Origin of the sequence: Corynebacterium sp. ACRQK (assembly GCF_022345965.1) — a bacterium.
Lineage (GTDB): Bacteria > Actinomycetota > Actinomycetes > Mycobacteriales > Mycobacteriaceae > Corynebacterium.
On sequence record NZ_JAKRMU010000001.1, the window covers coordinates 157,527 to 181,930 of the forward strand.

Here is a 24,404-nt window from a genome sequence, read left to right on the forward strand (position 1 = left end):
CTTTTCTTTGGTGGGTTGTTTGATTATGTATTTAGTTCTTTAAAGCGCGGGACTGGCGTGTGTGCCACGGCCCCTTCTGCGTCTCGACTAGCGGAGGATCTCTCTGATGGCCGCCACGGCCTTATCCACGTCGTCGTTCACAACCACGTGGTCAAACTCGGACTGTGAGGCCATCTCGACCTTCGCAGTCTGCAGGCGACGCTCGATGACGTCCTGAGTCTCAGTGCCACGGCCGGTCAGGCGGTCAACCAGCTCCTCCCACGACGGCGGAGCCAAGAAGACAGTCTGCACCTCGGGCAGCATCTTCTTCACGTTACGTGCGCCCTCGAGATCGACCTCGACAAGCACAGGACGGGAATCAGCCAGCGCCTTTTCGATAGGCTCGCGCGGCGTGCCGGAAAGCTGTAGGCCTCCGTGGATCTCCGCCCATTCCAGCATCTTGTCTGCCGCAATGTTCTGTTCGAACTGTTCGCGGGTGACGTAGATGTAGTCCTCGCCGTCGATCTCGCCGGGACGCGGGTCGCGGGTGGTCATGGACACGCTGAAAAACAGGTCCGGAACGTCGGTGCGCAGGCGGCGCACGACGGTGGACTTCCCCACCGCCGAAGGCCCTGCCATGACGACGATCCGTCCGCTATTCAGGTCCGGGCTCAAGACTATTCCTCGAAACCGAAGTGCTCCAGCAGGGCACGGCGCTGACGGTCACCCAGGCCGCGGATGCGACGGGTCTCAGCGATCTCCAGCTCCTCCATGATCTCCTTGGCCTTCACCTTGCCAACCTTCGGCAGGGAAACCAGCAGGGCGGAAACCTTCATCTTGCCCAGGGTCTCGTCGGTCTCGGCGTCCTTCAGGACCTGCTTCAGGTCGGTGCCGCCACGCTTCAGCTTCTCGCGCAGTTCTGCGCGTGCCTTGCGTGCCTCGGCTGCCTTCTTCAGCGCTGCTGCGCGCTGCTCATCGGTCAACTGGGGAAGTGCCACGGGTGCCTCCGTTAAATTTTTCTCGTCTTAAATGATGGAAAGTTTCTCTGGTCTGGAACCAGCATGCTGTAGAGACCAAACGGTATTCCAAGCAACGCTGGATATTAAATCCTCTCGGTTAAAAATGCCAAGCTGACACACCGAAATTCATTATTCAGATTCATGTTTTCGACTACTGTACACGCTTCGACCGAGCCACCTATATGTGCAGGCGGCACGCTTTGTGAACAGGTTTCAAACAATGGATATCAGTGTAACACCTGAATCCATGAGGAACAGCAAAAGCCCCTGCTAGAGCCGTAGGGTTGCCGCCTGCTCTGCTACGGCGTTGCGTAGGTCTGCAACTCTAGGCCCTGCGTGCAGTACACCGCGGGATACGTTGGGCGAGACTAGTGACGCCGTCTGGTCTCCCCCGGCGATACGTCTCACATCGTCCATGGTGCCTCCTTGGGCGCCGACACCCGGCATCAGAACCATGCCGCCCACCTGATCCAGCCGTGGTGGCTCAGCCAGCGTAGCGCCGACTACCACGCCGAGGTTGCCGGCACCGGAATGCTGGGCGTTCTCCGTGGCCACACGGTCCACGATGTATTGGGCCAAGTTCGTGTCTGTGTCGTCGAAGTGAGATCGTTGCAGCCCCCGCGCCTCCGGATTCGAAGTAGCAGCCAGGACGATCACTCCCCGACCGTGCCGCTCCCCGAGGTCGATGACGGGGCGCAGGGAGTCGAAGCCTAACCACGGGGATACGGTCACAGCGTCGCTGCACAGCGGGGATTCCGGATCCAACCATGCCCGCGCGTACCCGGCCATGGTCGAGCCAATGTCGCCTCGCTTGGCGTCGGCGATCACCAACACCCCTGCCTTCCGCAGCTCCGCGATGGAACGCTCAAGCACAGCCAACCCCGCCGAACCGAACTGCTCGTAGAAGGCCACCTGGGGTTTGACCACGCAGGCGACGTCCGCGAATGCCTCCACGCAAGTCTTGCTGAAGGCTTCCAGGCCAGAGACATCCGCCTTCAGTCCCCAGGCCTCCAGGATGCCCACGTGCGGATCCATGCCGACGCAAAGCTGCCCGAACTGCTGGGAACGCTCCAGGAAGCGCTCCCCGAAGGTTGGGCGGGCTACCGGACTCGCACTCGCGGTCACGAGTGATCGACCTCCTGGATGGCGCGCACGGTCGGCTCGGCGCCCTGCAGAGCTTCGATGCCCTGCACGGCTGCAACGGCACCCTGGACGGTGGTCACGCACGGCACACCCATGTTCACCGCAGCGGAGCGGATGTCGTAGCCATCGTGACGTGCCCCGGCGGAACCAGCCGGCGTATTCAGGATCAGGTCGACATCGCCCTCCTTGATCCAATCGCCCACTGTGCGCAGCGGCTCGCCGTTGGCATCCACCAGCGGGGTGTTCTCCGCGGCAGCGCGGCGCTCGTCGGAAATCTTGGCCACGACCTCGCACTCCACGCCGTTGCGACGCAGCATGGCGGCAGTGCCCTGGGTTGCCAGGATCTTGAAGCCCAGCGAGTGCAGGCGCTGGATCGGCAGGATCAATGTGCGCTTGTCACGGTTGGCCACGGAGACGAACACGGTGCCCTCGGTCGGCAGATCGCCGGTGGCTTCCTGGGACTTTGCAAAGGCGGTGCCGAAGTCGTCGTCCAGGCCCATAACTTCGCCGGTGGACTTCATCTCGGGGCTCAGCAAGGAATCCAGCACGTGGCCCTCCGGGCTGCGGAAGCGGTTGAAGGGCATCACGGCCTCCTTCACTGCGATCGGGTGGCCCTGCGGCAGGGATCCGCCGTCGCGGTCGTGCGGCAGGATGCCCTCCTCGATCAGATCCGGGATGCTGGTGCCCAGCATGATGCGCGCGGCGGCCTTGGACAGCTGCACGCCCGTGGCCTTCGAGACGAAGGGCACGGTGCGGGAAGCACGCGGGTTGGCTTCGATGACGTAGAGGATGTCGTCCTTCAAAGCGAACTGGACGTTCATCAGGCCCTTCACACCGATGCCATGAGCCAGCTTGGCGGTGGCCTTGCGCACCTTGTCGATGTCCTCGGCGCCCAGGGTCATCGGCGGGATCGCACAGGCGGAGTCGCCGGAGTGGATACCGGCCTCCTCGATGTGCTCCATCACGCCGGCCAGGTACACGTGTTCGCCGTCGCACAGGGCGTCGACGTCGATCTCGATGGCGGAGTCCAGGAAGCGGTCCACCAGGACCGGGTGGTCGTTGGTGATCTCGGTGGCGCGCTGAATGTAGTCGGAAAGGCTTTCGTCATCGTAGACGATCTCCATGCCGCGGCCGCCCAGCACGTAAGACGGGCGCACCAGTACCGGGAAGCCGATGCGGGCGGCCACGTCGTGGGCCTCCTCCACGCTGGTGGCGGTGCCGAACTCTGGAGCTGGCAGGGCGGCCTGTTCCAGAACCTTGCCGAACTCGCCGCGGTCCTCGGCCAGGTTGATGGCCTCCGGGGAGGTGCCAACGACCGGCACTCCAGCGTCGGCCAGCCGCTGCGCCAGGCCCAGCGGAGTCTGGCCGCCCAGCTGCACGATTACGCCTGCGATCTCGCCGGACTCGGCTTCAGCGTGGTAGACCTCCATGACGTCCTCAAAGGTAAGCGGCTCGAAGTACAGGCGGTCGGCGGTGTCGTAGTCCGTAGAGACGGTCTCCGGGTTGCAGTTGACCATGACGGTCTCATAGCCCACGCGGGACAGCTCCAGGGCGGCGTGCACGCAGGAATAGTCGAACTCGATGCCCTGGCCAATGCGGTTCGGGCCAGAGCCCAGGATCAGCACCTTCTTCTTGTCCGGCTGCGGGGCAACCTCGGACTCTGCGGCCGGATCCAGCTCATAGGAGCTGTAGTGGTACGGGGTCTTCGCCTCGAATTCAGCGGCGCAAGTGTCTACGGTCTTGAAAACCGGGCGGATGCCCTGTGCCCAGCGCAGGGCGCGCACGCCGTCCTCGCCCGCCAGTTCTGGGCGCAGCGCTGCAATCTGCTTATCCGACAGACCCATGTACTTCGCTTCGCGGAGCAGGTCGACGTCCAAGACTGGGGCGTCAATAAGACGGCTGCGGAACTCTACCAGACCGGCGAGCTCGTGCAGGAACCAGGGGTCAATGCCGGAAGCTGCATAGACTTCCTCGACGGTGGCTCCCAAGCGCAGGGCCAGCTCCACGTCGTACATGCGGCCCTCGGTCGGACGCTTCAGATCCTCCAGCACTGCTTCCTTGTCGGTAGCGCGCTCGCCGGCGAACTCCTCGTCCGGGACCGTCCAGAAGCCGGCCTGCTTGGTCTCCAGGGAACGCATGACCTTGTTCAGGCCCGTGATGTAATTGCGGCCGACAGCCATGGCCTCACCGACGGACTTCATAGTGGTGGTCAGAGTGTCGTCGGCGCCGGGGAACTTCTCGAAGGCGAAGCGCGGGGCCTTGACGATCACGTAGTCCAGGGTCGGCTCGAAGGCTGCCGGGGTGACCTCGGTGATGTCGTTGCGAACCTCGTCCAGGGTGTAGCCGATGGCCAGCTTGGCAGCCAGCTTGGCGATCGGAAAGCCGGTGGCCTTGGAGGCCAGGGCGGAGGAGCGGGACACGCGCGGGTTCATCTCGATGGTGATGATGCGCCCGTCCTTCGGGTTCACAGCGAACTGGATGTTGCAGCCGCCGGTATCCACTCCGACTTCGCGCAGGATGGCGATGCCCTGGTCGCGCATCACCTGGTACTCGCGGTCGGTCAAAGTCATGCTCGGGGCGACGGTCATGGAGTCGCCGGTGTGCACGCCCAGCGCATCCACGTTCTCAATGGAGCAGACGATCACGACGTTGTCCTTGCCGTCGCGCATCAACTCCAGCTCGAATTCCTTCCAGCCGAGGATGGACTCCTCAATCAGAACATTGGCCTCCGGCGAGGCAGCCAGGCCGCCGCCGGCGATGCGCTCCAGGTCTTTTTCGTTGAAGGCCAGGCCGGAACCCAGGCCACCCATGGTGAACGACGGGCGCACGACGACCGGCAGGCCCAGCTCGGCGACCGTCTCGTGAACCTCGTCCATGTTGTGGCACACGCGGGAGCGGGCGGAATCGCCGCCGATCTTCGCCACGATGTCCTTGAACTTCTGGCGGTCTTCACCGCGCTCGATGGCGTCGATGTCCGCACCGATCAGCTCCACGCCGTACTTGTCGAGGATGCCCAGGCGGTCCAGCTGGATAGCAGCGTTCAGCGCGGTCTGGCCGCCCAGAGTCGCCAGGACTGCGTCTATCTTGTGGCCGGCGGCCTGCTGCTCCTGGAAGATCTTCTCAATGTACTTCGGGGCGATCGGCTCGATGTAGGTGTTATCGGCGAACTCCGGATCCGTCATGATCGTCGCCGGGTTGGAGTTGATCAGCGTAACGCGCAGGCCCTCTTCCTTGAGCACACGGCAGGCCTGGGTGCCGGAGTAGTCGAACTCGCAGGCCTGGCCGATGACGATCGGGCCGGAGCCGATGACGAGTACGTGGTTGATGTCTTCGCGACGTGGCATTGGTTTTCCCTTTAGTTCAGTGTTGCTGGCTGTTGCTTAACTTGGCTCTGTTGATTTGCTCTGCGGCGTTAGCAATTCTTCTCGAGGTTCGCGAAGAACTTATCGAACAGTGGGTTTGCGTCGTGCGGGCCGGCTGCCGATTCCGGGTGGTATTGGACGGAGAATGCGCTGCCGTCCAGCAGTGCCACGCCCTCGACGACGTCGTCGTTCAGGCAGGTGTGCGTAACCTGCGCCTCGCCGAACGGGGTGTCGAACTTCTCCAGCGCCTTGCCCTTCAGGGCGAAGCCGTGGTTCTGCGCGGTGATGTCGATCCGGCCGGTCTGGTGGTCCAGCACCGGCACGTTGGTGCCGCGGTGGCCGAACTTCAGCTTGTAGGTCTCCATGCCCAGCGCGCGGCCGAGCAGCTGGTTGCCGAAGCAAATGCCGAAGAAAGGAATCTTAGCCTCCAGGATTTTCTTCAGCTCCTCCACCGTTGCGTCGGCGGTTGCCGGGTCGCCCGGGCCATTGGAGATGAACACGCCGGTAGCGTTGTACTCTTCCATCAGCTTCTGCATCTCTTCGAAGCTGGTGTTTGAAGGCACGACCACGCTGCGCACGCCGCGCTTGGAGAACTCGCGCGGGGTGTTCGTCTTGATGCCCATGTCGTACGCGATGACGGTGTACTTGGTCTCCCCTTCCGGCTCCACCACGTACAGCTCGTCGGTGCTGACGTCGGCGGAGAGATCCGCACCCGCCATAGAGGGCTGGGACTGCACCTGGCTGAGCATCTCCTCGTCGGAGGTGAGGGCGTCACCGCTAAAGATGCCCGCGGCGACCGAGCCCTTGTCGCGCAGGTGGCGCACGATGGCGCGGGTGTCGACGTTCTGGATACCGATGATGCCCTGAACCTCCATCTCGTCAGTCAGGCTGCGGTCGGCGCGCCAGTTGCTCACGGAGCGGGACAGGTCGCGGATAACCAGGCCGGCGACCCAGATCTTGTCTCCGCGGGACTCGGAATCCTCGTCGTTCCAGCCCGTGTTCCCGATCTGCGGGGCGGTCGCCACTACGATCTGACGGTGGTAGGACGGGTCGGTCATGGTCTCCTGGTAGCCGGTCATGGCTGTGGTGAACACCGCCTCGCCCAGGGTGCGGCCCGTCGCGCCAAATGCGCGGCCGCGGAAGATCTTCCCGTCGGCGAGAACCAGTGCTGCTGGCGTGTAGCTCATTGTGCTTGTTTCCTTAACTCTTAGCTGTTGTGTTTGGTTCTTTTGTATTGACGCCCACTCGTGGGTACTTAGTTCACTGCTGAGCCGTTCTTGCAGGTCACCTTGCCTCGCAACAGCGTGGTGGTCACCTTGACCGGCATCTCCATGCCCTCGTACGGGGTGTTGTCGGCCTTGGAGGCCATGTCCTTTCCGTGCGCCGTCCACTTCTGGTTCACGTCCACCGCGCACAGGTTCGCCGGCTCCCCTACCGCGATCGGGCGGCCGTGGCCGGGCAGCTTGGTGATCTCCGCCGGGCGCTCGGACATAACCTTGGCGACGAAGTGCCAGTCCTCGTCGCCATCGATGACGAAGATCTTGGCGATCAGCGCCAGCGAGGTCTCAATTCCCAGCATGCCGGGACGAGCCTGGTCGAATTCGCAGCACTTGTCCTCGGAGCCGTGCGGGGCGTGGTCGGTGGCCACGCAGTCGACGGTGCCGTCGATCAGGGCGGTGCGCAGAGCCTCCACGTCGCGCTGCTCGCGTAAAGGCGGGTTCACGCGGTTCACGCCGTCGTAGGTCTCCAGCCGCGCATCGGTGAGCAGCAGGTGGTGCGGGGTGACTTCCGCGGTAAGCGGGATGTCCTGGGCTTTAGCCCAGCGCAGCAGCTCCACAGTTCCCTCGGTGGAGGCGTGGCAGATGTGCAGGCGGCCGCCGTAGTCTCGAGCCATGATGGCATCGCGGGCGACGATGGATTCCTCAGCCACGCGCGGCCAGCCACCCAGGCCCAACCGGGCGGCGGTCTCACCCTCGTGAGCCACGGCGCCTTCGGTCAGGCGGGGCTCCTCGCAGTGCTGGGCCAGCAGCACGTCCATACCCTTGGAGTATTCGATCGCGCGGCGCATCAGGCGGGGGTCGTCGACACACTTGCCGTCGTCGGAGAACATACGCACCTTCGCATCGGAATCGGCCATCATGCCGAACTCCGTGAGCTCCTTGCCCTCCAACCCCTTCGAGATCGAGCCGACCGGGTGCACGTCGCACAGGTTCGTGTTCTGACCCTTGAACCACACCATCTCCGCGATGGCGGGGTTGTCCGTGACGGGCGCGGTATTCGCCATAGTGAACACCGCCGTGAAACCGCCCTGGGCGGCAGCCGCCGAGCCGGTGGCGATAGTCTCGGTATCCTCGCGGCCCGGCTCGCGCAGATGAACGTGCATGTCCACCAGGCCAGGCAGCAGCACCTGGCCGTCCAGGTCCAGCACCTCCGCGCCCTGTGGGGCGGAACCGGCGAGGTCAGCGCCGATCTCGGCGATCACGCCATCCTGGATCAGCACGTCCTGCTTCTCCCCCTCGCCGTACAGCAACACGCCGCGCAGCAGCACTGCATGATCCGCGCCGGTGGGGTGGCTCGCCAGCTCGCCGGTGGCCGGGTACTCGGAGGTCATGGTCAAAGCTCCTTCGTCGAAAGTCTTCTTATGTGTCTGGGCCATGTGCGCCTAGCCCTCTTCCCCAACTAGCAGGGTGAACAGCACCGCCATGCGCACGTGCACGCCCGCGGTTACCTGGTTCAACACCACGGTCTGCGGGGCATCGGCAACGTCGTAATTGATCTCCATGCCGCGCAGCATCGGGCCCGGGTGCATGATGATCGCGCCTTCCTTCATACGCTCCGCGCGTGCCTGGGAAAGGCCGTAGCGGGTGGCGTATTCGCGGTGTGAGGGGAAGAAGCCGCCGTGCATGCGCTCAGCCTGGACACGCAGCATCATCACAACGTCCGCGTCGGCGATCTCGCTGTCGAAGTCGTAGCTAACGCACACGCTATCCGGCTCTGCGCCCCAGTGCTCAATACCCAGCGGCACCAAGGTTGGAGGTGCCACGAACACCACCTCCGCGCCGAGGGTCGTGAGCAGCTGCGCATTTGACCGAGCAACGCGGGAGTGCAGGATATCCCCGACGATCACTACTTTCTTGCCGCTAATCTCCCCGATGCGGTTGCGCATCGTGGTGGCGTCCAAAAGAGCCTGGGTGGGGTGCTGGTTGGAACCGTCACCTGCGTTGATGATGGCCGTATCGTCCAACCAACCGGCCACCTGCCGAGCCGCACCGGAGGACGGATGGCGCATGATGATCGCGTCGGCTCCCACGGCCTTCAGGGTCAGCGCGGTATCGCGCAGGGACTCGCCCTTCTTTACGGAAGAGCTGGAGGCGGAGATGTTGATGACGTCCGCGCTCATCCACTTGCCCGCGGTCTCGAAGGAAGATCGCGTGCGGGTGGAGTTCTCGTAGAACAGGGTGAAGATCGTGCGGCCGCGCAGAGTAGGCAGCTTCTTCATCTCGCGACCCTCTAGCGCCTCGGCGAAGCGGTCAGCCTCGTCCATCAGGCCTAAGATCTCGGACTTGTTCAGATCGGCAATGCTAATCAGGTGCTTCATGGCTTAGTTGCTCACTTCCCCAGTGCCTGGCCTGCGGGTCAGCACCACGTTGTCTACCCCGTCCAGCTCCGCGAGGTTCACCGTCACGTCCTCGTCAGCCGCGGTCGGAATGTTCTTGCCCACGTAGTCCGCGCGGATCGGCAGCTTGCGGTGACCGCGGTCGATCAGCACCGCGACCTGTACGGCATAGGGCCGGCCAATGTCCGTCAGCGCATCGAGTGCCGCGCGGATGGAACGGCCACTGTAAAGGACGTCGTCGACCAGGACGACGATGGCGTCATCAATCCCCTCCGCGGGAACCTTGGTGGGCTTAAGCGCTCGGTGCGTGGTGTTGCGCAGGTCGTCGCGGTACAGGGTGATGTCCAGGGAACCCTGGAACACCTCAACCCCCGTGAAGTGTTGAATCTTCTCGGCCAGGCGGGCCGCAAGCGGCACTCCCCCCGATGGAATGCCAAGTAGAACTACGCGCCGGGGGTCTTCCCCATCCAGCGCCGTCTTTTCAATAATCTGGTGCGCGATGCGCGCGACAGTACGGGAAACTTGATCTGCGTCGAGTAGGGTGACGCCAGCTTCCCCAGCCGTCGAGTTCATCGTGACCTCCTTTCCCGCCTCTCTGTGCGGTCCGTTAAAGGATGTCTACTTTTTGACGACTAGAAGTCTATCACGCTTCGCCGGACTCTTTGATGACCCCGTCGAGCAGCCCGTCCAACTCGTCGGACTCCTCGGTTCCGGCCGACTCAGTCTGCTCCGCTCGCTCGGCCCTCTGAGCGGCCGCCGCATCGGCGATCTGCATATCCGTCTGCAGCTGCAGATCCTTATTGATGCCGTCCAGCACCGCGTGGATGTAGCTGGGTGCCTTGTCGTGGGAGTACTCGCTAGCCAGCTCCACTCCCTCGACCACGGCCACCTGCGGGGGCACGTCGTCGTTGAACTTCAGCTCCCACGCCGCCACCCGCAGCACCGCGCGGTCGACGGCCGGCAGGCGACCCAGCTGCCAATCACTGGACAGATGCAGGGCGATGGCCTCGTCCAGCGCATCCAGGTTCGTCGCCACGCCGGGCACAATCTGCTGGGTGTACTCCGGCACGGGCTTGACCTGGTTCGCCGAATCCTTCGCCAGCGTAATGCGCTCCTCGACGATCTCCACCGGATCGATGTCGCGAAACTCGGCCTCGAACAGGATGTCCACCGCGCGCCGGCGCGCCTTGTAGCGCGAGCCGTGGCGCTTGAAGGAAGCGGCCTTAACCGCCTTAGCAGCGTTGCTATCAGCTGTACGTTCTTCAGTCATGGGTGAAAAACAGTCGCTGCCTTAGTTGTTTACGCGGGACAGGTACTCGCCCGTGCGGGTGTCCACCTTAACGACGTTGCCGGTCTCGAGGAACAGCGGCACCTGGATCTCCGCGCCGGTCTCCAAGGTGGCGGGCTTGGAACCGCCGGTCGAGCGGTCGCCCTGCAGACCCGGGTCGGTGTGCTCGATCTTCAGCTCCACGGATACCGGCAGTTCAGCGAACAGCGGCTCGCTCTCGTAGAAAGAAACCTGGACGCTGGTGTTTTCCAGCAGGAACTTCGCGCCCTCGCCCATCAGGTGCGGGGCCAGCTCGATCTGGTCGTAGGTCTTCTCATCCATCAGCACGAAGCTGGTGCCGTCGTTGTACAAGTAAGTCATGTCGCGGCGGTCCACGGTAGCGGTCTCTACCTTCACGCCCGCGTTCCAGGTCTTGTCGATGGTCTTGCCGGAGACGACATCCTTGAGCTTCGTGCGCACGAATGCGGGCCCCTTGCCCGGCTTGACGTGCTGGAATTCGACGATCTGCTGGAGCTTGCCATCAACCTTGAGCACAAGGCCGTTCTTGAAGTCAGCGGTGGTTGCCACGAATGGTCTCCTTATTGAGATTGCGATTGCGAGTAAAGAATTTTTTGGCTGCTACAGTCTAGCAGCCGGCCAAACCTAAACGACGATGAGTTCCGTCGGCGAGGCGTTGAAGCTACGCGCCCCGTCGGCGGTGATGACGTACGTGTTCTCTATGCGCAGCCCCGTCTTGCCGGGGATGTAGATGCCCGGCTCGACCGTCACGGTCATGCCTTCCACTAGCTCTTCTTCGGGATTGACGCCCGCCGCTGCCCGCGGGGCCTCATGCACGTCGAGGCCCACGCCGTGTCCTGTGGAGTGCACGAAGAAATCTCCGTAGCCGGCCTCAGTAATGACGTCGCGGCAGGCGGCATCCACGTTGCGTAGCGCCACACCTGGTGCCAGGATCGCCTCGCCGGCCTTCTGGGCGCGGTAGACCACATCGTAAAGCTCGCGGGAAAGCTCGTCGGGCTCGCCCACGCACACAGTGCGAGTCTGGTCGGAGGCGTAGCCGTCGAGGTACACCCCGAAGTCCACGGTCACCAGGCCGGGAACAATTCTGTCGCGGGAGACGCCCGCATGCGGCTTGGCGGCGTTTGAGCCACTGGCGAGGATCGTGTCGAAGCTCAGCCCGTCGGCTCCGGCAGTGCGCAGCTGGAACTCTAGCTCCGCCGCCGCCTGAATTTCGGTGATGCCCTCGCGGATTCCATCGTCCTCAATGAACGAGCGCCACACGCTATCGGCCAGCTCACCGGCTGCGGCCAGAGCCTCGATCTCCAGTTCGTCCTTGACCAGGCGCAGGTCCTCCACCACCGAGGTAAGTACCGGTGGGTTGTCCAGGGCACGGGCTTGCCCGTAGTCCAAGCTGGGCTCCACGGCAAAATCCTTCCCCGCAAACTCGGCGGCGCACTCAAACAGCTGGCCGCCGATTTCAATGGCGACGTCTTCCGGCTCGCCGGTTTCCAGTCGGATCTGCGTGTCGTAGCGCCCGTCCGTCAGCAGGAGGTGCTGGCCGTCTTCGCGGATCACCATAAGCGCGTTGGAGCCGGAGAAACCGGTCAGGTAGCGGACGTTTTTCAGGTCACTGATCAGCAGGGCCGTGTGCGCGGAGTCCTGGATCTTTACTGTGGCCTGGTTGCGGCGGGTGCGGTAGGCGTCAAAAAATTTTCTAGACATAAACTCTCCAACTTCCCTTCAACAGTAACTAGCAGTGACTACTGTGCGAAGAACCGCAGGGCGGCGACGTAACCGTAGATCCCCAGGCCGGCGATCACTCCGCTGGCCAGGGGGCTTAGGTAGCTGTGGTGGCGGAACTCCTCGCGTGCATGCACGTTCGAGATGTGCACCTCTACGAAGCCCGCTCCGTCGGCGATTTCCGCCAGTGCGTCGCGCAGCGCCACGGACGTGTGGGTAAAGCCACCGGGGTTGATGATTACCGCGGCCGCTTCGTCGGCGGCGCGGTGGATGCGATCCAGCAGCTCGCCCTCGTGGTTGGACTGGAAGAAGTCGACTTCGATGCCCAGGGACGCCGCCTCGCGGGCCAGCAGGTCCTCCACGTCGGCCAACGTCGTGGTGCCGTAGACCTCCGGCTGGCGCTTACCCAGGCGGTTTAGGTTCGGGCCGTTAACCACGCACACCTTCGGCGCCTGGGGCTGTTCCGTATTCATCGTTGTCTCCTCCTAGTTGGTTGTCGCTAGCTGGCTATCGGCTCTTTTAGGCTTCCACGCTAGCGGCGTAGGCCGCGCGCAGCAGCTCCTCGCTTGGGCCTTCCAGGCGGGTGGGCTTGCCGATCTGCTCGAGCACCACGAAGCGGATCTTGCCGCCTTTGTTCTTCTTGTCGCGGCCCATCGCCGCGAGCAGCTCGTCGAGCTCGGCGCCGTCGTAGCTGGTCGCCAAACCTACCGAGTTTAGGATGTCGCGGTGACGCCGAACGTCCTCCTCGCCCAGCAGCCCAGCAGCTTTTGCTAACTCCGCCTCGAAGATCATGCCCACGGCAACGGCTTGACCGTGGCGCCAGCGGTAGTCCTCGTGGTGTTCGACGGCATGGCCGTAAGTGTGGCCGTAGTTGAGGATCTCGCGCAGACTGGATTCCTTCAGATCCACCGCCACAACGTCCGCCTTCACCTGGATGGCGCGAGCGATCAGCTCTGGCAGACTACCGTGAGGATCCAACGCGGCCTGCGGGTTGGCCTCGTAGATGTCCAGGATCTGGGTGTCCGCAATGAAGCCCGCCTTGACGATCTCCGCCGAACCGGCGACCATCTCTGCTTCCGGAAGGGTTTCCAGGACCTCGAGGTCGACGATGACAGCGCTGGGCTCGTGGAAGGCCCCTACCAGGTTCTTGCCGGCGAGAGTGTTGATGCCGGTCTTGCCACCGACGGCGGCGTCCACCATGGCCAACAAGGTGGTGGGATAGTGCACGACCTTGATCCCGCGCATCCAGGTGGCGGCGATGAAGCCGGCCAGATCCGTGGCAGCACCGCCGCCGAGACCAACAATAGTGTCGGCGCGAGTCAGGCCAACCTCCGCGCAGACATCCCAGCACTCGGCGGCGGACTGCGCTGTCTTCGCCGATTCTGCGTCCTGGATCTGGTGGGTGTGCACGGCGTAGCCGGCATCGGTGAGGCGCTTGGACAGTTCGGCGGCGCGGTCAGCAAGGGCGGGCTGGTGGATGATCAAATAATTTGCGGTGGTTCCCGCGGCCTTTAGGATCTCCTCGGTGGCGAAATCGATGCCGCGGTCGATGACCACCTCGTAGGGCGACTGGGAGGCCACTTTGATGCGCTGCTGCTGAAAGCCTGCGGACTGTGCTTTGGTCATGGTTGGAGAAGATCCTTATGTGGGGTTCTGATTACTGGGTCCGATTATTAGGGCCGTGTTGGATGGGAGGTGTCGCGCTCCTTGAGTCGCTCCAGGCGTACCTCTTCGATAAAAATCAGAATGTCGGTGACCACCCGGCGGGGCTCCTTGCCGTCGCAGCGCACCATGAAGTTAGAGACTTCTTCGTAATACGCGGAGCGCTGTGCGAATAGCTGCGCGTACTTGCTACGCGGGTCAACGACATTCAACAGCGGCCGAGTGTTCGAGCCGGAGGTGCGCCGCACGCCTTCGTCGATGGAGACGTTGAGGTACACCACCGTGTGGTCGGCGAGTAGCTGCCGAGTGCTTTCAGTCACCACTGCCCCGCCGCCGAGGGAGACAATCCCACCGGTCTGCAAAGCCTCGGCCACCACGATGGCCTCTTGCTCACGGAAGCCCGGCTCCCCGAGCTCGCCCATAATCTGGTTGCAGGTCTTGCCGAGCTTCTTCTCGAGCATGTGGTCCGTGTCCACGAGCTGCAGGTTCAATGCATTGGCCAGGCGCTTACCGATGGTCGTCTTGCCGGAACCAGGAAGTCCCACCAGCACCGCGCGGGGACTCATCGGATTTCTCCATCCGCCACTTCCCCGTCGGCCACGTCCCAGCCCGAAGTGGACCAGTCAAGGCGGGTCTCAACGTATTCGAGGTAAGACTGCACGTTGCGCTTGGTCTCCTCCACGGAGTCGCCGCCGAACTTCTTCAGCACGGCGCGGGCCAATACCAAGGCGACCATGGTCTCGGCCACCACGCCGGCAGCCGGAACGGCACACACGTCGGAGCGCTGGTGGATGCCCGTAGCGGCCTCGCCGGTGGCCATGTCAACGGTCTTCAGCGCTCGCGGGACGGTGCTGATGGGCTTCATTGCGGCGCGGACGCGCAGCTCCTCGCCGTTGGTCATGCCGCCTTCCAGGCCACCGGCACGGTTGCTCAGGCGATGTACGCCGCCGACGGCAGCCGCCTCCATTTCGTCGTGCGCCTCCGAGCCACGGCGGCGGGCTTCCTCGAAGCCATCGCCGATCTCCACGCCCTTGATCGCCTGAATGCCCATGAGGGCGGCGGCCAGCTGGGCATCCAGTCGCTCGTCACCGGAAACGTGGGAGCCCAGGCCGATCGGCAGGCCCTTTACAACGACCTCAACGATGCCGCCGAGGGTATCGCCGGACTTCTTTGCGGCCTTGATCTCGTCGATCATGGACTCTTCAGCAGCGGAATCGAAGGCGCGCACCGAAGAAGCATCGATACCCTCCAAGTCGGAGAATTCCGGGCTCGGTCCCTCGTATGGCTCGGAGCGGCCGATGCTGATGACGTGCGAGAGCACCTCCACCCCCAGCACTTCGCGCAGCAGGGCGCGAGCAAAAGTTCCGGCGGCCACGCGGGCGGCGGTCTCGCGGGCGGAGGAGCGCTCCAGAATGGGGCGGGCCTCCTCGTGGTCGTACTTCACCATGCCGGAGAAATCGGCGTGGCCCGGTCGCGGGCGGGTCAGCTTCGCACCGCGACCACTGGCCATCTCCTTTGCCACTTCCGGATCGGACTCGTCGATCGGATCTGCGGACATGATCGTCGTCCACTTCGGCCACTCAGTGTTGCCGATCATGACGGCCACCGGGCTACCCAGGGTCTTACCGTGGCGCACACCACCGACGAAGGTCACTTCGTCCGCCTCAAACTTCATGCGCGCGCCGCGACCGTAGCCCAGTCGACGGCGAGCCAGCTGATAAGAAACGTCTTCCCGAGTTACCCACAAACCGGCCGGGAGGTTTTCGATCATCGAAATGAGGGCCTGGCCGTGCGATTCACCTGCAGTAGTCCAACGAAGCATAAAGAGCATGATACAGGCCATATGCAGCCTTAGCTTCAATGACGTCCCGGATTATTAACAGAAGATTAATGACGCCACCACCACCGCTCCCGTTGCCACCAACATCGCTGGGCCGTGGGGACTCGCCCGATCCCCGCCTCCTTGTTGCCCACGGTGAAAGAAGCAGTGCATCACTCCACTCAAACCCATCGCTGCCAGAGCACCCAAAGGAGCGACGATAGCGGCCAGTGTTCCCGTCGTCAGCGCGAGCTTTGCATCCCCACCACCGGCGGCCAGACGAGGATGTAGCAGCGGAAGCCCGAAGGCCACCGCCCACCAGATCACACCGCCGAGTAACGCCCAGCCGTTAAGACCGGGGATGAGCACAGGCATGACCCCGGCGGCGGGTACCGCGGGAAGGGTTAGATAGTTGGGCAAACGGGCGGTGCGGGCGTCCATAAGAAAAAGGGCGACACCCCACGGCACGAAAAGTAGCAGCGGCCACCAGGAAACAAGCGAAGTTGCATTCACGCTTCGGAAGAATAGTCAGGCGCGCGGACAGACTCCCGTGCGCACTGCCTCCCGAAGGATCGGCCTGTGGATAGCGAAAATTTATCCACAGCGGGGAAAAGCTATGCTTGCGTCTTGGCTCGTAACACGGTATCCAGCATCAGCCCCTCCGGAGCCAGGTGGCCTGTGAACAGGCGGAACTGTTCCTCAGCCTGGCCCGCCAACATGCGCAGACCGTCGGCGTGTGGGATCGACCTCGCTTGAGCCGCGGAAAGCAACGGCGTGGGATAGGGGTCATAGATCACGTCCACGATGCCCGCGGCGGCGCACAGCCCCTCGGCCAGCGCCTCGGCGGCGTGAGCCGGGATCGTGGAGATCACGGCGGCGGCATCGGCGCAGGTCCCGGCGATGTCGGCTTCCTCGAAGCGGGCCCAGGAGAACTCCATGCCCATGGTCTCCACCACGGCCTGCAGGTTCAGGGCGCGCTCGGAACGCGCCAGCACCGTCACCTCGGTGACGCCGGCAGCCGCCAGCGCCGCAACGGCCGGGCGGGCAGTGCCTCCGTTGCCGACGATCACCGCTTTGGCGCCCTGCAGAGCGGAGGTGTCCGCGCCGTACAGGTGTTCCAGGCAGCGAGTCACACCGTCCACGTCCGTGTTGTCGGCCAGCCACCTCCCATCGCCTTGTGGCACAAGGGTGTTGGCGGAACCGATCTCTTGTGCCCGGCTCGTTGCCAGGTCAGCCAACTCCAAGGCGGCCTGCTTGCCGGGCATAGTCACGGAGAAACCGCGAACCTGATCGCCGCACTCCCTCAACAGGCGGCGGATGTCCCGCGACTCCCCCGCCTCCACGCGGTAGTAATCCATCTCTAGCCCCAGCGCGCGGTATCCGGCGTTGTGCAGCTGCGGGGACAGCGAGTGTTCGATCGGGCTACCCAGCACCGCACAGCGCATGCCGGGCGTCTCCAGGAATTCATCTACCGACAGCACATGGCCTGCGGCGGACATACTTATTCACCCTTTGCTTTTGAGTTTGGCTCTTGAGTTTGGCTTGTTCTGGGTTGAACTGGCTTGCACAGCCTTGCACAGCCTTGCCTCGAGGTCTAACGGTTCGAATCCAGCACACCGTTGCGGCGGGATTCCTCGATGGCCCGCTCGTGCGCGTCGAAGTCGCGGTTGAAGACGGTTCGTCCGTCGAGGTCGACGGTAACGAAGTACAGCCAGTCACCCTCTGCCGGGTTCTCGATCGCGTGGAGTGCCTGCAGGCCGGGCGAGGAAATCGGAGTGTCCGGCAGCCCCTGTTTGGCATAGGTGTTCCACGGGGTCTGGCGATGACGATCCTCGTCGGTGGTGGCGACCTCAACCTCGCTCAGATCGTAGTTCACCGTCGAGTCGAACTCGAGCTTCTGGTTCTCGTCCAGGCGGTTCAGGATCACCCGCGCAACCTTGTCGAAGTCGCCCTCCGGAGCCTCGCGCTCCACCAGGGAGGCCGCCACCAGCATGTCGTAAGGGCTTAGGCCGACATTCTCGGCGGAAGACAGTAGGCCGGTGTTTTCGTACTGCTCCTTGGAGGTCTTCAGCAGAGACTTCAGAATCTCCTCCGGGCTGCTGGTTGGGTCGAACAGATGCACGCCGGGGGAAATCAAGCCTTCGATGCGCTTCGGGTCATCACCGCGCGCATTCACCTTATCCACGGCCCAGTCCGCGATCTCCAGCTGCTCCGGCGGGGTCTGCGCCGCAGCCTTCTGCAGGTCTTCAACGGACACGCAGGTGTGCTCGTCCTGGCAGGTCTGTTCGGAGATCAGCGTGAAGATACCCTTGCGGTTATCGCCATCGACTACCTTCACATCTTGGAGGGTCAAGCCGTTGGGAATATCGACCACGCCGCGGCGGCGCTCATCGCTAGACAGCCACTCCAGGGCCTTGTCCGCGGACATTTGCTCTTGCAGCGGGTAGTAGCCCGCCTGCAGCTCCGGCTCCTTGCGTTCCGCGGCGGACATCAGGGCACGGCGGGAGCCCACCACGTCCTTTTCCACCAGCTGCTCGGACAGGCTATCCACGGAGTCGCCGGGCCCCACGCGCACCATGACGACGTTGCCGTTGCCCTCACCCTCGTAATCGCGCACAGCCACGACATCGCGCTGGTACCAGACGTAAGCACAGGTGCCAATCAATAGAACGACCAGAGCGATAGCCAGTGCGGCGGCGAGTTGACGGCGCCGTCTAAACTTCGGCTGCATGTTACGGGTCGGTCCCATAGATCCGTGTGGCCTTTCGTACTGGTTTACTCTTGGGTTTGCTCTTTAACGTCAAATACAAGCTGAGCCCAACAACGTTAAGCGTCGCCCGTCATTTTCTCACGAATTGGTAAATTTTAGGAAAGCGCGCGCCGCCGCGTGTCTAACCACCCCTGCAGAATGTATACTGCTGCGGCCTGGTCGATCTTCTTTCTGCCTTTTTTACTATTGACGCCGGAGGCGTGAAAAGCCTGCGTAGCGGCCATCGTAGACATTCTTTCGTCCACCATGCGCAGCGGAATATCCGGCAATTCCTCTTTAATCAGCCGGGCAAATTCCTCTGCATTCAGGGTGCTTTGTGTATGGTTTCCGCGCAGTGCAACCGGTAGTCCCACCACAATCTCCACCACGAAATTCTCCCGGCAGATCTCCGCCACACGCTGTACATCCGCGTCGTCAGCGGTGGCCTGGACGGTCTCCACGGGTGTGGCGAGGATGCAGTCCGGGTCCGAGATCGCCACTCCAATACGCACGGTGCCTACGTCGAGGCCGAGCCTCCGGCCGCGGCCGGGATCAGTGGCTGGATTGGGCTTCTCGGTCTGCATCAGCGAAAACTCCCCAGGCGACTATCCACGCAGTGCGCTCTTGACGGCCTCGATGCCGGCGGGGATGCCGGCGGCGTCCGAACCAGAGCCCTGCGCCATGGCCGGCTTACCGCCACCGCGACCAGAAACCTTCTCCCCGAAGGCCTTGACGAGATCGCCGGCCTTAATGCCCTTGTCCACAGCTGCGTCGTTTGCAGCGGCGACGAAAGGTACCTTTTCGCCGTCTACGGAAGCAAAGACCACGACGGCGGGCTCGGAGCCCAGGCGGTTCTTAGCATCCATGGCGAGGGTGCGCAGGTCACCGGCGGCCACGCCTTCGGGCAGCCGCTCGGCCAGAACCTTGACCTCGCCGATAGTTTCGGCCTTCTCCACCAGCTGGCCGACTTGCCCCTGCAACTGCTGGGCGCGCAGCTGCTGGATCTGCTTCTCGGCGGCCTTCAGCTTGGCGGTGAGCGCGTCGATGCGCTCGGGCAACTCCTCGCTAGGGGTCTTCAGGCTGGTGGCCAGGCCAGCCACCACAGACTTCTCAGAACTGAGGAAGCGGAAAGAATCCATGCCGGTGTAGGCCTCGATGCGGCGCACGCCGGAGCCGACGGAGGACTCGCCGAGTACAGAGATCGGGCCAACCTGGGAGGAGTGCTCAACGTGGAGGCCGCCGCACAGCTCCATGGAGAACGGTCCGCCGATCTCCACGACTCGCACCTCGGAACCGTAGTTCTCGCCGAACAGAGCCATAGCTCCCATCGCCTTGGCCTCCTCCAGGGAGGTTTCGATGGTGTTCACCTGGTAGTCGCTATCCACGGCGCCGTTGGCGATTTCCTCGATCTGGGACAGCTGGTGTTCGGTCAGTTGCTCGCCGTAGTTGAAGTCGAAGCGCAGGTAACCCGGCTTGTTCATGGAGCCCGCCTGAACTGCTGTGGGGCCCAGCACCTCGCGCAGGGCTGCGTGGATCAGGTGCGTACCGGAGTGCGCCTGACGGGCCTGATGGCGCCATGCCTTGTCAACCGTGGCCTGCACCTTCTGGCCCACGGCCAGCTCGCCGCCGCTGACGGTCACGTGGTGCACCCAGACCTTCTTGCCAACCTTCTGCACGTCCTCCACTCGGGCGGCACCCGAAGTAGAGGTCATCTCGCCACGGTCGGCCATCTGGCCACCGGCCTCGGCGTAGAACGGGGTGCGGTCCAGAATCACCTGGGCGGCTGCGCCGTCTGGAGCGGTCTCCACGAGCGCGCCGTCACGGATAATGCCCAGCACGGAAGCCTCGTCGGCCAGGTTCTCGTAGCCGGTGAACACAGTCGGGTGATTGTCCACGAACGGGCGGTAGATCGTCTGATCCACGTGGCCTAGCTTCTTGGCATTGTTGTCGGCCTTGGCGCGGGCCTTCTGCTCCGCCATCAGATCGTGGAAGCCGTCGATGTCCACCTTCAGGCCGGCCTCCGCGGCCATCTCCTGGGTGAGGTCGATCGGGAAGCCATGGGTGTCGTGCAGGGAGAAAGCAACGTCGCCCGGGACGGTATCCTCGCCGCGCTCCTTGGCGCCGTGTGCCCAGTGGTCGAACATCTGGGAACCAGATTCCAGGGTCTTCAGGAAGGACTTCTCCTCTGCCAGAGCTACGGCGCGAATGCGCTCGTAGTTCTCGGCGATCTCCGGGTAGGAAGGTGTCATGGTCTCCCGCACGGTGTCCATGAACTTCTCCAGGGTCTCCCCCGTCGCACCCAGCAGGCGGGCGGAGCGAATGATGCGGCGCAGCAGGCGGCGCAGGATGTAGCCGCGGCCCTCGTTGCCCGGGGTCACGCCGTCCAGCATCAGCATCAGACCGGTGCGGGAGTGGTCGGCGATCACGCGGAAGCGCACGTCGTTGGCCTGGTCGGCTCCGTACTTGGCGCCGGTGACCTCCTGGGCCACGTCGATCACAGGGCGCAGCAGGTCAGTCTCGTACACGTTGTCCACGCCCTGCAGGATGCAGGCGACACGCTCGATGCCCAGGCCGGTATCGATGTTCTTCTTCGGCAGCTTGCCGACGATCTCGAAGTTGCCCTTGCCCAGACCCTCGCCGCGCTCGTTCTCCATGAAAACGAGGTTCCAGATCTCGATGTAGCGGGTGTCATCGACGATCGGGCCGCCCTCCTGGCCGTGCTCCGGGCCGCGGTCGTAGTAGATCTCCGAGCAGGGACCACACGGGCCGGGAATACCCATGGACCAGTAGTTATCCTCCATGCCGAGGCGTTGGATCTTGTGCTCGGGCACGCCGATCTTCTTGTTCCAGATCTCCGCCGCTTCGTCGTCGTCGGTAAAAACGGTAACCCACAGGCGCTCCGGGTCCAGGCCCAGTCCGCCTTCTTCCACCGGATCGGTCAGCAGCGTCCAGGCGTGCGTGATCGCACCTTCCTTGAAGTAAGCGCCGAAGGAGAAGTTTCCCGCCATCTGAAAGAAAGTGTTGTGGCGGGTGGTGATGCCGACCTCGTCGATGTCCAGGGTGCGCACGCACTTCTGGATGGAGGTCGCCGTGCCGTTTTCAAACGGTGGGTTCTGCTGGCCCAAGAAGTAGGGCTTGAACGGAACCATGCCGGCGTTCACGAACAGAAGGTTCGGGTCGTCCAGGATCAGCGATGCGCTGGGTACCTCGGTGTGCCCGGCCTTGGTGAAGTGCTCGATGAAGCGCTGGCGGATCTCATGCGTTTGCACGGTGGCTTTACCTCGTAGAGTTCTATGTCGACTGTAAATGGAATGCGTACATTCTACCCCCGGGTCAGGAAGGAGCGAACGATAGCCCTAAGGCTACTCAAGCGTGCGGCGATGGTCTTTTCGTGCCCGTGGGTTGTCGGCTGGTAGTACACCGCGTCCTTCAGATCGTCCGGCAGGTACTGCTGCGGCACCACACCCTTGGGGTCGTCATGCGGATAGACGTACCCCACCGCGTTGCCCAGCGCCTTCGCCCCCTGGTAGTGGCCGTCGCGCAGATGAGCCGGAACGGCCCCGCCCTTGCCTGCCTGCACGTCCCCGATGGCAGAGTTGATGGCTGCGATCACCCCGTTGGACTTCGGCGCGGTCGCCAGGTGGATCGTGGCCTGCGCCAGGTTGAGCCGTGCCTCCGGCATGCCGATGAAGCTCACCGCGTGATATGCCGCCACCGCCACCTGCAGCGCCTGCGGGTCGGCCATGCCGATGTCCTCGCTGGCATGGATAACCAGTCTGCGGGCGATGAAGCGCGGATCCTCGCCACCTTCCAGCATGCGGGCTAGGTAGTGCAGCGCGGCGTCCGGATCCGAACCACGGATGGACTTAATGAAGGCACTGGTGATGTCGTAGTGCTGGTCGCCGTCGCGGTCGTATCTCACCACTGCCTTGTTGAGGGACTTTTTTACTTGTGACGCCACCAGCTCCGCCACGCCGTCCTCCCCATCCGGCTCGACTCCCTCGGCCGCGGCCTCCAGGTACGTCAAACTACGGCGGGCATCCCCGGCCGCCATGGCGACGAGCTGATCCATTGCCTCTGAGGTCACTCGCAGTCGGCCGGCGTATCCGCGCTCGTCGTCGAGGGCGCGTTGCAGTACGGTGCGAATGTCGGCGTCACTAAGGGAAGAGAGCTGGACAAGCAACGACCGCGACAACAGCGGCGACACCACAGAGAATGAAGGATTCTCGGTGGTGGCGGCGACCAATAGAACGGTGCGGTTCTCGACAGCGGAGAGCAGCGCGTCCTGCTGGGTTTTGGAGAATCGATGCACCTCGTCGATGAACAGCACGGTGTGCTCGCCCATGACCAGGCGCTTGCGGGCCTGCTCGATGATCGCGCGAACTTCCTTCACGCCGGAGTTCAGGGCGCTCAAGGCCTCGAAGCGGCGGCCAGAAGCCTGGGAAATGAGGCTGGCGATAGTGGTCTTTCCGGTGCCGGGCGGGCCATAGAGGATGACGGAGGTATCGCCCTGGCCCTCGATTAGTCGGCGAAGCGGCGAACCTGGGCCGAGAACCTTGTCCTGCCCTACCACCTCGTCGAGGCTGCGGGGGCGCATGCGAACCGCCAGTGGGGCGTGGGAGCCGGGGTGAAAATAGGCCTCGGCGGCGTGCGCTTCAGTTCCGTGTGTGGCTCCGGCGCCACTGCCCTGCTGACTTTGGGAAAACAGATCGTCCATCGACTTGAGGTTGCAGGGGCTATTCGTCACGCTCGTTCGGGAAGGCTCCCAGCTGCGACAGCACCTTCAACAGCACTCGAGCGAAGCCACCGATGGCTGTGAAATCCTGGGAATTGCGACGACGGGAGTAACGCTCGATGGCTTCTACTGTCGTGGCCAAGTCCTCGAGCTGTTCCTCTGACATGTGGCGGATCGAGCGGGAAACTTCCTGGTTGTCAGACTCTTCGCCGAAGACGAACGAAGAGTGCTTGGCAACCGAAAGCCGACCGTAGTACATCATGATCAACGACAGGAAGGCCCAACCGATGAGGGCGGACATGACCCAGTCGTGGAAGACCTCGTCGTCGGAGATGGCCGGCCAGATCTGCTGCGCCTCCGCACGCCAGGCGGCGAGGAATTCCGTGGTTTCCGGTTCGTCCAAAGCCGGGGTGGAATTATCCTGCGGGAATCCCGCAACTACGCAAGCGACGTCGAAAGCGGCGTCGCGGAAACCCGCCCACTCGTAGTCCAGCAGCACGACGTTATCGGTAAGCATTACGTTGTCGGGCGCCAGGTCAAAGGGGGTGAAGACTAGAAACTCGGACTTGCTCTGACGCTCGGCGGCCTTAGAGGCATAGCGCTGCACCACTGGGTCGATGGTCAGCCCGTTGGAAATCATAAGGTCCACGCCCGACTGGATGAGCTCGCCGACGTTGATGTCGGACTCTTCAATCGCCTCGGGGCTGATGTGGTGTCGCTGGCACTGGCGGCTCATCAGGGTGGAGTACGACTGCGCGCCGCCAAATGTAGCTGCGTGCATCTTGCCCAGCGAACGGCCGAGCTTGCGCAGAGCCCCGATGCGGGATTTGGCATCCTGCAGGGTCAACACGTCGGTAAAACTGGTGCCATCGCCCGCATCCGACAGGATCAGCAGTCGCTGGTCGATGTCATAACCCAGCAGTACCGGGCCAGGACGCACCGTCTCCGCCAGGGTGTTGGTGTACTGATAGGCCACAACTTCGCGGAGCATGCCCAGGGCATCCGGGCCGAACTCCCCTGCGTCGCTGGAACCCTCGTTTGAGCCATTGCCGGACCCGCCGTTGCCATCAGCGTTCGCGGCGGCCACGTCCCCTTCGCTTTCCGGCGGCAGCTGCTTGATAACCACCGTGCGTTCCTGCAGGAAGGGGTCAGCGGAAATCCGGCAGCGGAGTACCGTCGAGGAGCCACTCCCACCCAGATCCTGCGGATCGCTGAGCTCGGGTGAACCTCCGAAGCGGGTCGCCAAAACCTGGGTTGCCGCCTCGACAGTGGACTCGACTGATTGCACTACTATT

At 63.3% G+C, this 24,404-nt stretch carries 22 protein-coding genes; all 22 read right to left on the bottom strand.

Features of this window, described 5'->3' with window-relative positions; translation table 11 throughout:
• Positions 1–87: 87 nt before the first annotated feature.
• The 22 genes from gmk to MHX63_RS00850 all read right to left on the bottom strand — a co-directional run bounded on the left by gmk (position 88) and on the right by MHX63_RS00850 (position 24,397).
• Positions 88–654, bottom strand: a complete 567-nt coding sequence (gene gmk, locus MHX63_RS00745; protein WP_239386757.1) for a guanylate kinase — start codon at positions 652–654, stop codon at positions 88–90.
• Positions 655–656: 2 nt separating this feature from the next.
• The gene (gene mihF / locus MHX63_RS00750) at positions 657–977 is read right to left on the bottom strand and encodes an integration host factor, actinobacterial type (RefSeq protein ID WP_239386759.1); all 321 of its coding nucleotides are present in this window, start codon (positions 975–977) and stop codon (positions 657–659) included.
• A 291-nt stretch (positions 978–1,268) separates the two neighbouring features.
• Positions 1,269–2,123, bottom strand: coding sequence for an orotidine-5'-phosphate decarboxylase (gene pyrF / locus MHX63_RS00755; RefSeq protein ID WP_370643942.1), 855 nt, complete (start codon positions 2,121–2,123; stop codon positions 1,269–1,271).
• Positions 2,120–5,485 carry a carbamoyl-phosphate synthase large subunit gene (carB, locus tag MHX63_RS00760; RefSeq protein WP_239386761.1) on the bottom strand — a complete coding sequence of 1,122 codons (3,366 nt, stop codon included), beginning with the start codon at positions 5,483–5,485 and terminating at the stop codon, positions 2,120–2,122. Before carB ends, pyrF begins: the two co-directional genes overlap by 4 nt.
• Before the next feature lie 68 nt (positions 5,486–5,553).
• On the bottom strand, positions 5,554–6,690 hold the full coding sequence (gene carA / locus MHX63_RS00765; protein ID WP_239386763.1) for a glutamine-hydrolyzing carbamoyl-phosphate synthase small subunit: 1,137 nt from the start codon (positions 6,688–6,690) through the stop codon (positions 5,554–5,556).
• A 68-nt stretch (positions 6,691–6,758) separates the two neighbouring features.
• A complete protein-coding gene (locus MHX63_RS00770) occupies positions 6,759–8,159 on the bottom strand; it encodes a dihydroorotase (RefSeq protein WP_370643943.1) in 1,401 nt (466 codons plus the stop codon).
• A 6-nt stretch (positions 8,160–8,165) separates the two neighbouring features.
• The gene (locus tag MHX63_RS00775) at positions 8,166–9,101 is read right to left on the bottom strand and encodes an aspartate carbamoyltransferase catalytic subunit (RefSeq protein WP_239386765.1); all 936 of its coding nucleotides are present in this window, start codon (positions 9,099–9,101) and stop codon (positions 8,166–8,168) included.
• A gap of 3 nt (positions 9,102–9,104) precedes the next feature.
• Complete coding sequence (pyrR, locus tag MHX63_RS00780; protein WP_239386767.1) at positions 9,105–9,692, bottom strand: bifunctional pyr operon transcriptional regulator/uracil phosphoribosyltransferase PyrR; 588 nt, start codon at positions 9,690–9,692, stop codon at positions 9,105–9,107.
• Positions 9,693–9,762: 70 nt separating this feature from the next.
• Positions 9,763–10,389 (bottom strand): transcription antitermination factor NusB, encoded by a 627-nt coding sequence (gene nusB, locus MHX63_RS00785; protein ID WP_239386769.1) that lies wholly within the window; start codon positions 10,387–10,389, stop codon positions 9,763–9,765.
• A 21-nt stretch (positions 10,390–10,410) separates the two neighbouring features.
• Positions 10,411–10,974 (bottom strand): elongation factor P, encoded by a 564-nt coding sequence (efp, locus tag MHX63_RS00790; protein WP_239386770.1) that lies wholly within the window; start codon positions 10,972–10,974, stop codon positions 10,411–10,413.
• A 75-nt stretch (positions 10,975–11,049) separates the two neighbouring features.
• On the bottom strand, positions 11,050–12,126 hold the full coding sequence (locus tag MHX63_RS00795) for a Xaa-Pro peptidase family protein (RefSeq protein ID WP_239386771.1): 1,077 nt from the start codon (positions 12,124–12,126) through the stop codon (positions 11,050–11,052).
• Positions 12,127–12,164: 38 nt separating this feature from the next.
• Positions 12,165–12,617 carry a type II 3-dehydroquinate dehydratase gene (gene aroQ / locus MHX63_RS00800; RefSeq protein ID WP_239386773.1) on the bottom strand — a complete coding sequence of 151 codons (453 nt, stop codon included), beginning with the start codon at positions 12,615–12,617 and terminating at the stop codon, positions 12,165–12,167.
• Positions 12,618–12,663: 46 nt separating this feature from the next.
• On the bottom strand, positions 12,664–13,770 hold the full coding sequence (gene aroB / locus MHX63_RS00805; protein WP_239386774.1) for a 3-dehydroquinate synthase: 1,107 nt from the start codon (positions 13,768–13,770) through the stop codon (positions 12,664–12,666).
• 47 nt (positions 13,771–13,817) lie between these two features.
• Positions 13,818–14,372 carry a shikimate kinase gene (locus MHX63_RS00810; protein WP_239386776.1) on the bottom strand — a complete coding sequence of 185 codons (555 nt, stop codon included), beginning with the start codon at positions 14,370–14,372 and terminating at the stop codon, positions 13,818–13,820.
• Positions 14,369–15,628 (bottom strand): chorismate synthase, encoded by a 1,260-nt coding sequence (gene aroC, locus MHX63_RS00815; protein ID WP_239386778.1) that lies wholly within the window; start codon positions 15,626–15,628, stop codon positions 14,369–14,371. The genes MHX63_RS00810 and aroC overlap by 4 nt, the downstream gene beginning before the upstream one ends.
• A gap of 54 nt (positions 15,629–15,682) precedes the next feature.
• On the bottom strand, positions 15,683–16,138 hold the full coding sequence (locus MHX63_RS00820) for a prepilin peptidase (RefSeq protein WP_239386780.1): 456 nt from the start codon (positions 16,136–16,138) through the stop codon (positions 15,683–15,685).
• 101 nt (positions 16,139–16,239) lie between these two features.
• The gene (locus MHX63_RS00825) at positions 16,240–17,124 is read right to left on the bottom strand and encodes a shikimate dehydrogenase (RefSeq protein ID WP_239386782.1); all 885 of its coding nucleotides are present in this window, start codon (positions 17,122–17,124) and stop codon (positions 16,240–16,242) included.
• A gap of 95 nt (positions 17,125–17,219) precedes the next feature.
• A complete protein-coding gene (gene mltG / locus MHX63_RS00830) occupies positions 17,220–18,356 on the bottom strand; it encodes an endolytic transglycosylase MltG (protein WP_370643982.1) in 1,137 nt (378 codons plus the stop codon).
• A gap of 134 nt (positions 18,357–18,490) precedes the next feature.
• Positions 18,491–18,958 (bottom strand): Holliday junction resolvase RuvX, encoded by a 468-nt coding sequence (gene ruvX / locus MHX63_RS00835; RefSeq protein WP_239386786.1) that lies wholly within the window; start codon positions 18,956–18,958, stop codon positions 18,491–18,493.
• Positions 18,959–18,979: 21 nt separating this feature from the next.
• Positions 18,980–21,643: an alanine--tRNA ligase gene (gene alaS / locus MHX63_RS00840; RefSeq protein ID WP_239386788.1), complete on the bottom strand. Its 2,664-nt coding sequence runs from the start codon at positions 21,641–21,643 to the stop codon at positions 18,980–18,982.
• 53 nt (positions 21,644–21,696) lie between these two features.
• Positions 21,697–23,091 (bottom strand): replication-associated recombination protein A, encoded by a 1,395-nt coding sequence (locus MHX63_RS00845; protein WP_239386789.1) that lies wholly within the window; start codon positions 23,089–23,091, stop codon positions 21,697–21,699.
• A 19-nt stretch (positions 23,092–23,110) separates the two neighbouring features.
• Entirely contained in the window at positions 23,111–24,397 is a 1,287-nt protein-coding gene (locus MHX63_RS00850; protein ID WP_239386790.1) for a phosphotransferase, read from the bottom strand.
• Between the last annotated feature and the right edge of the window lie 7 nt (positions 24,398–24,404).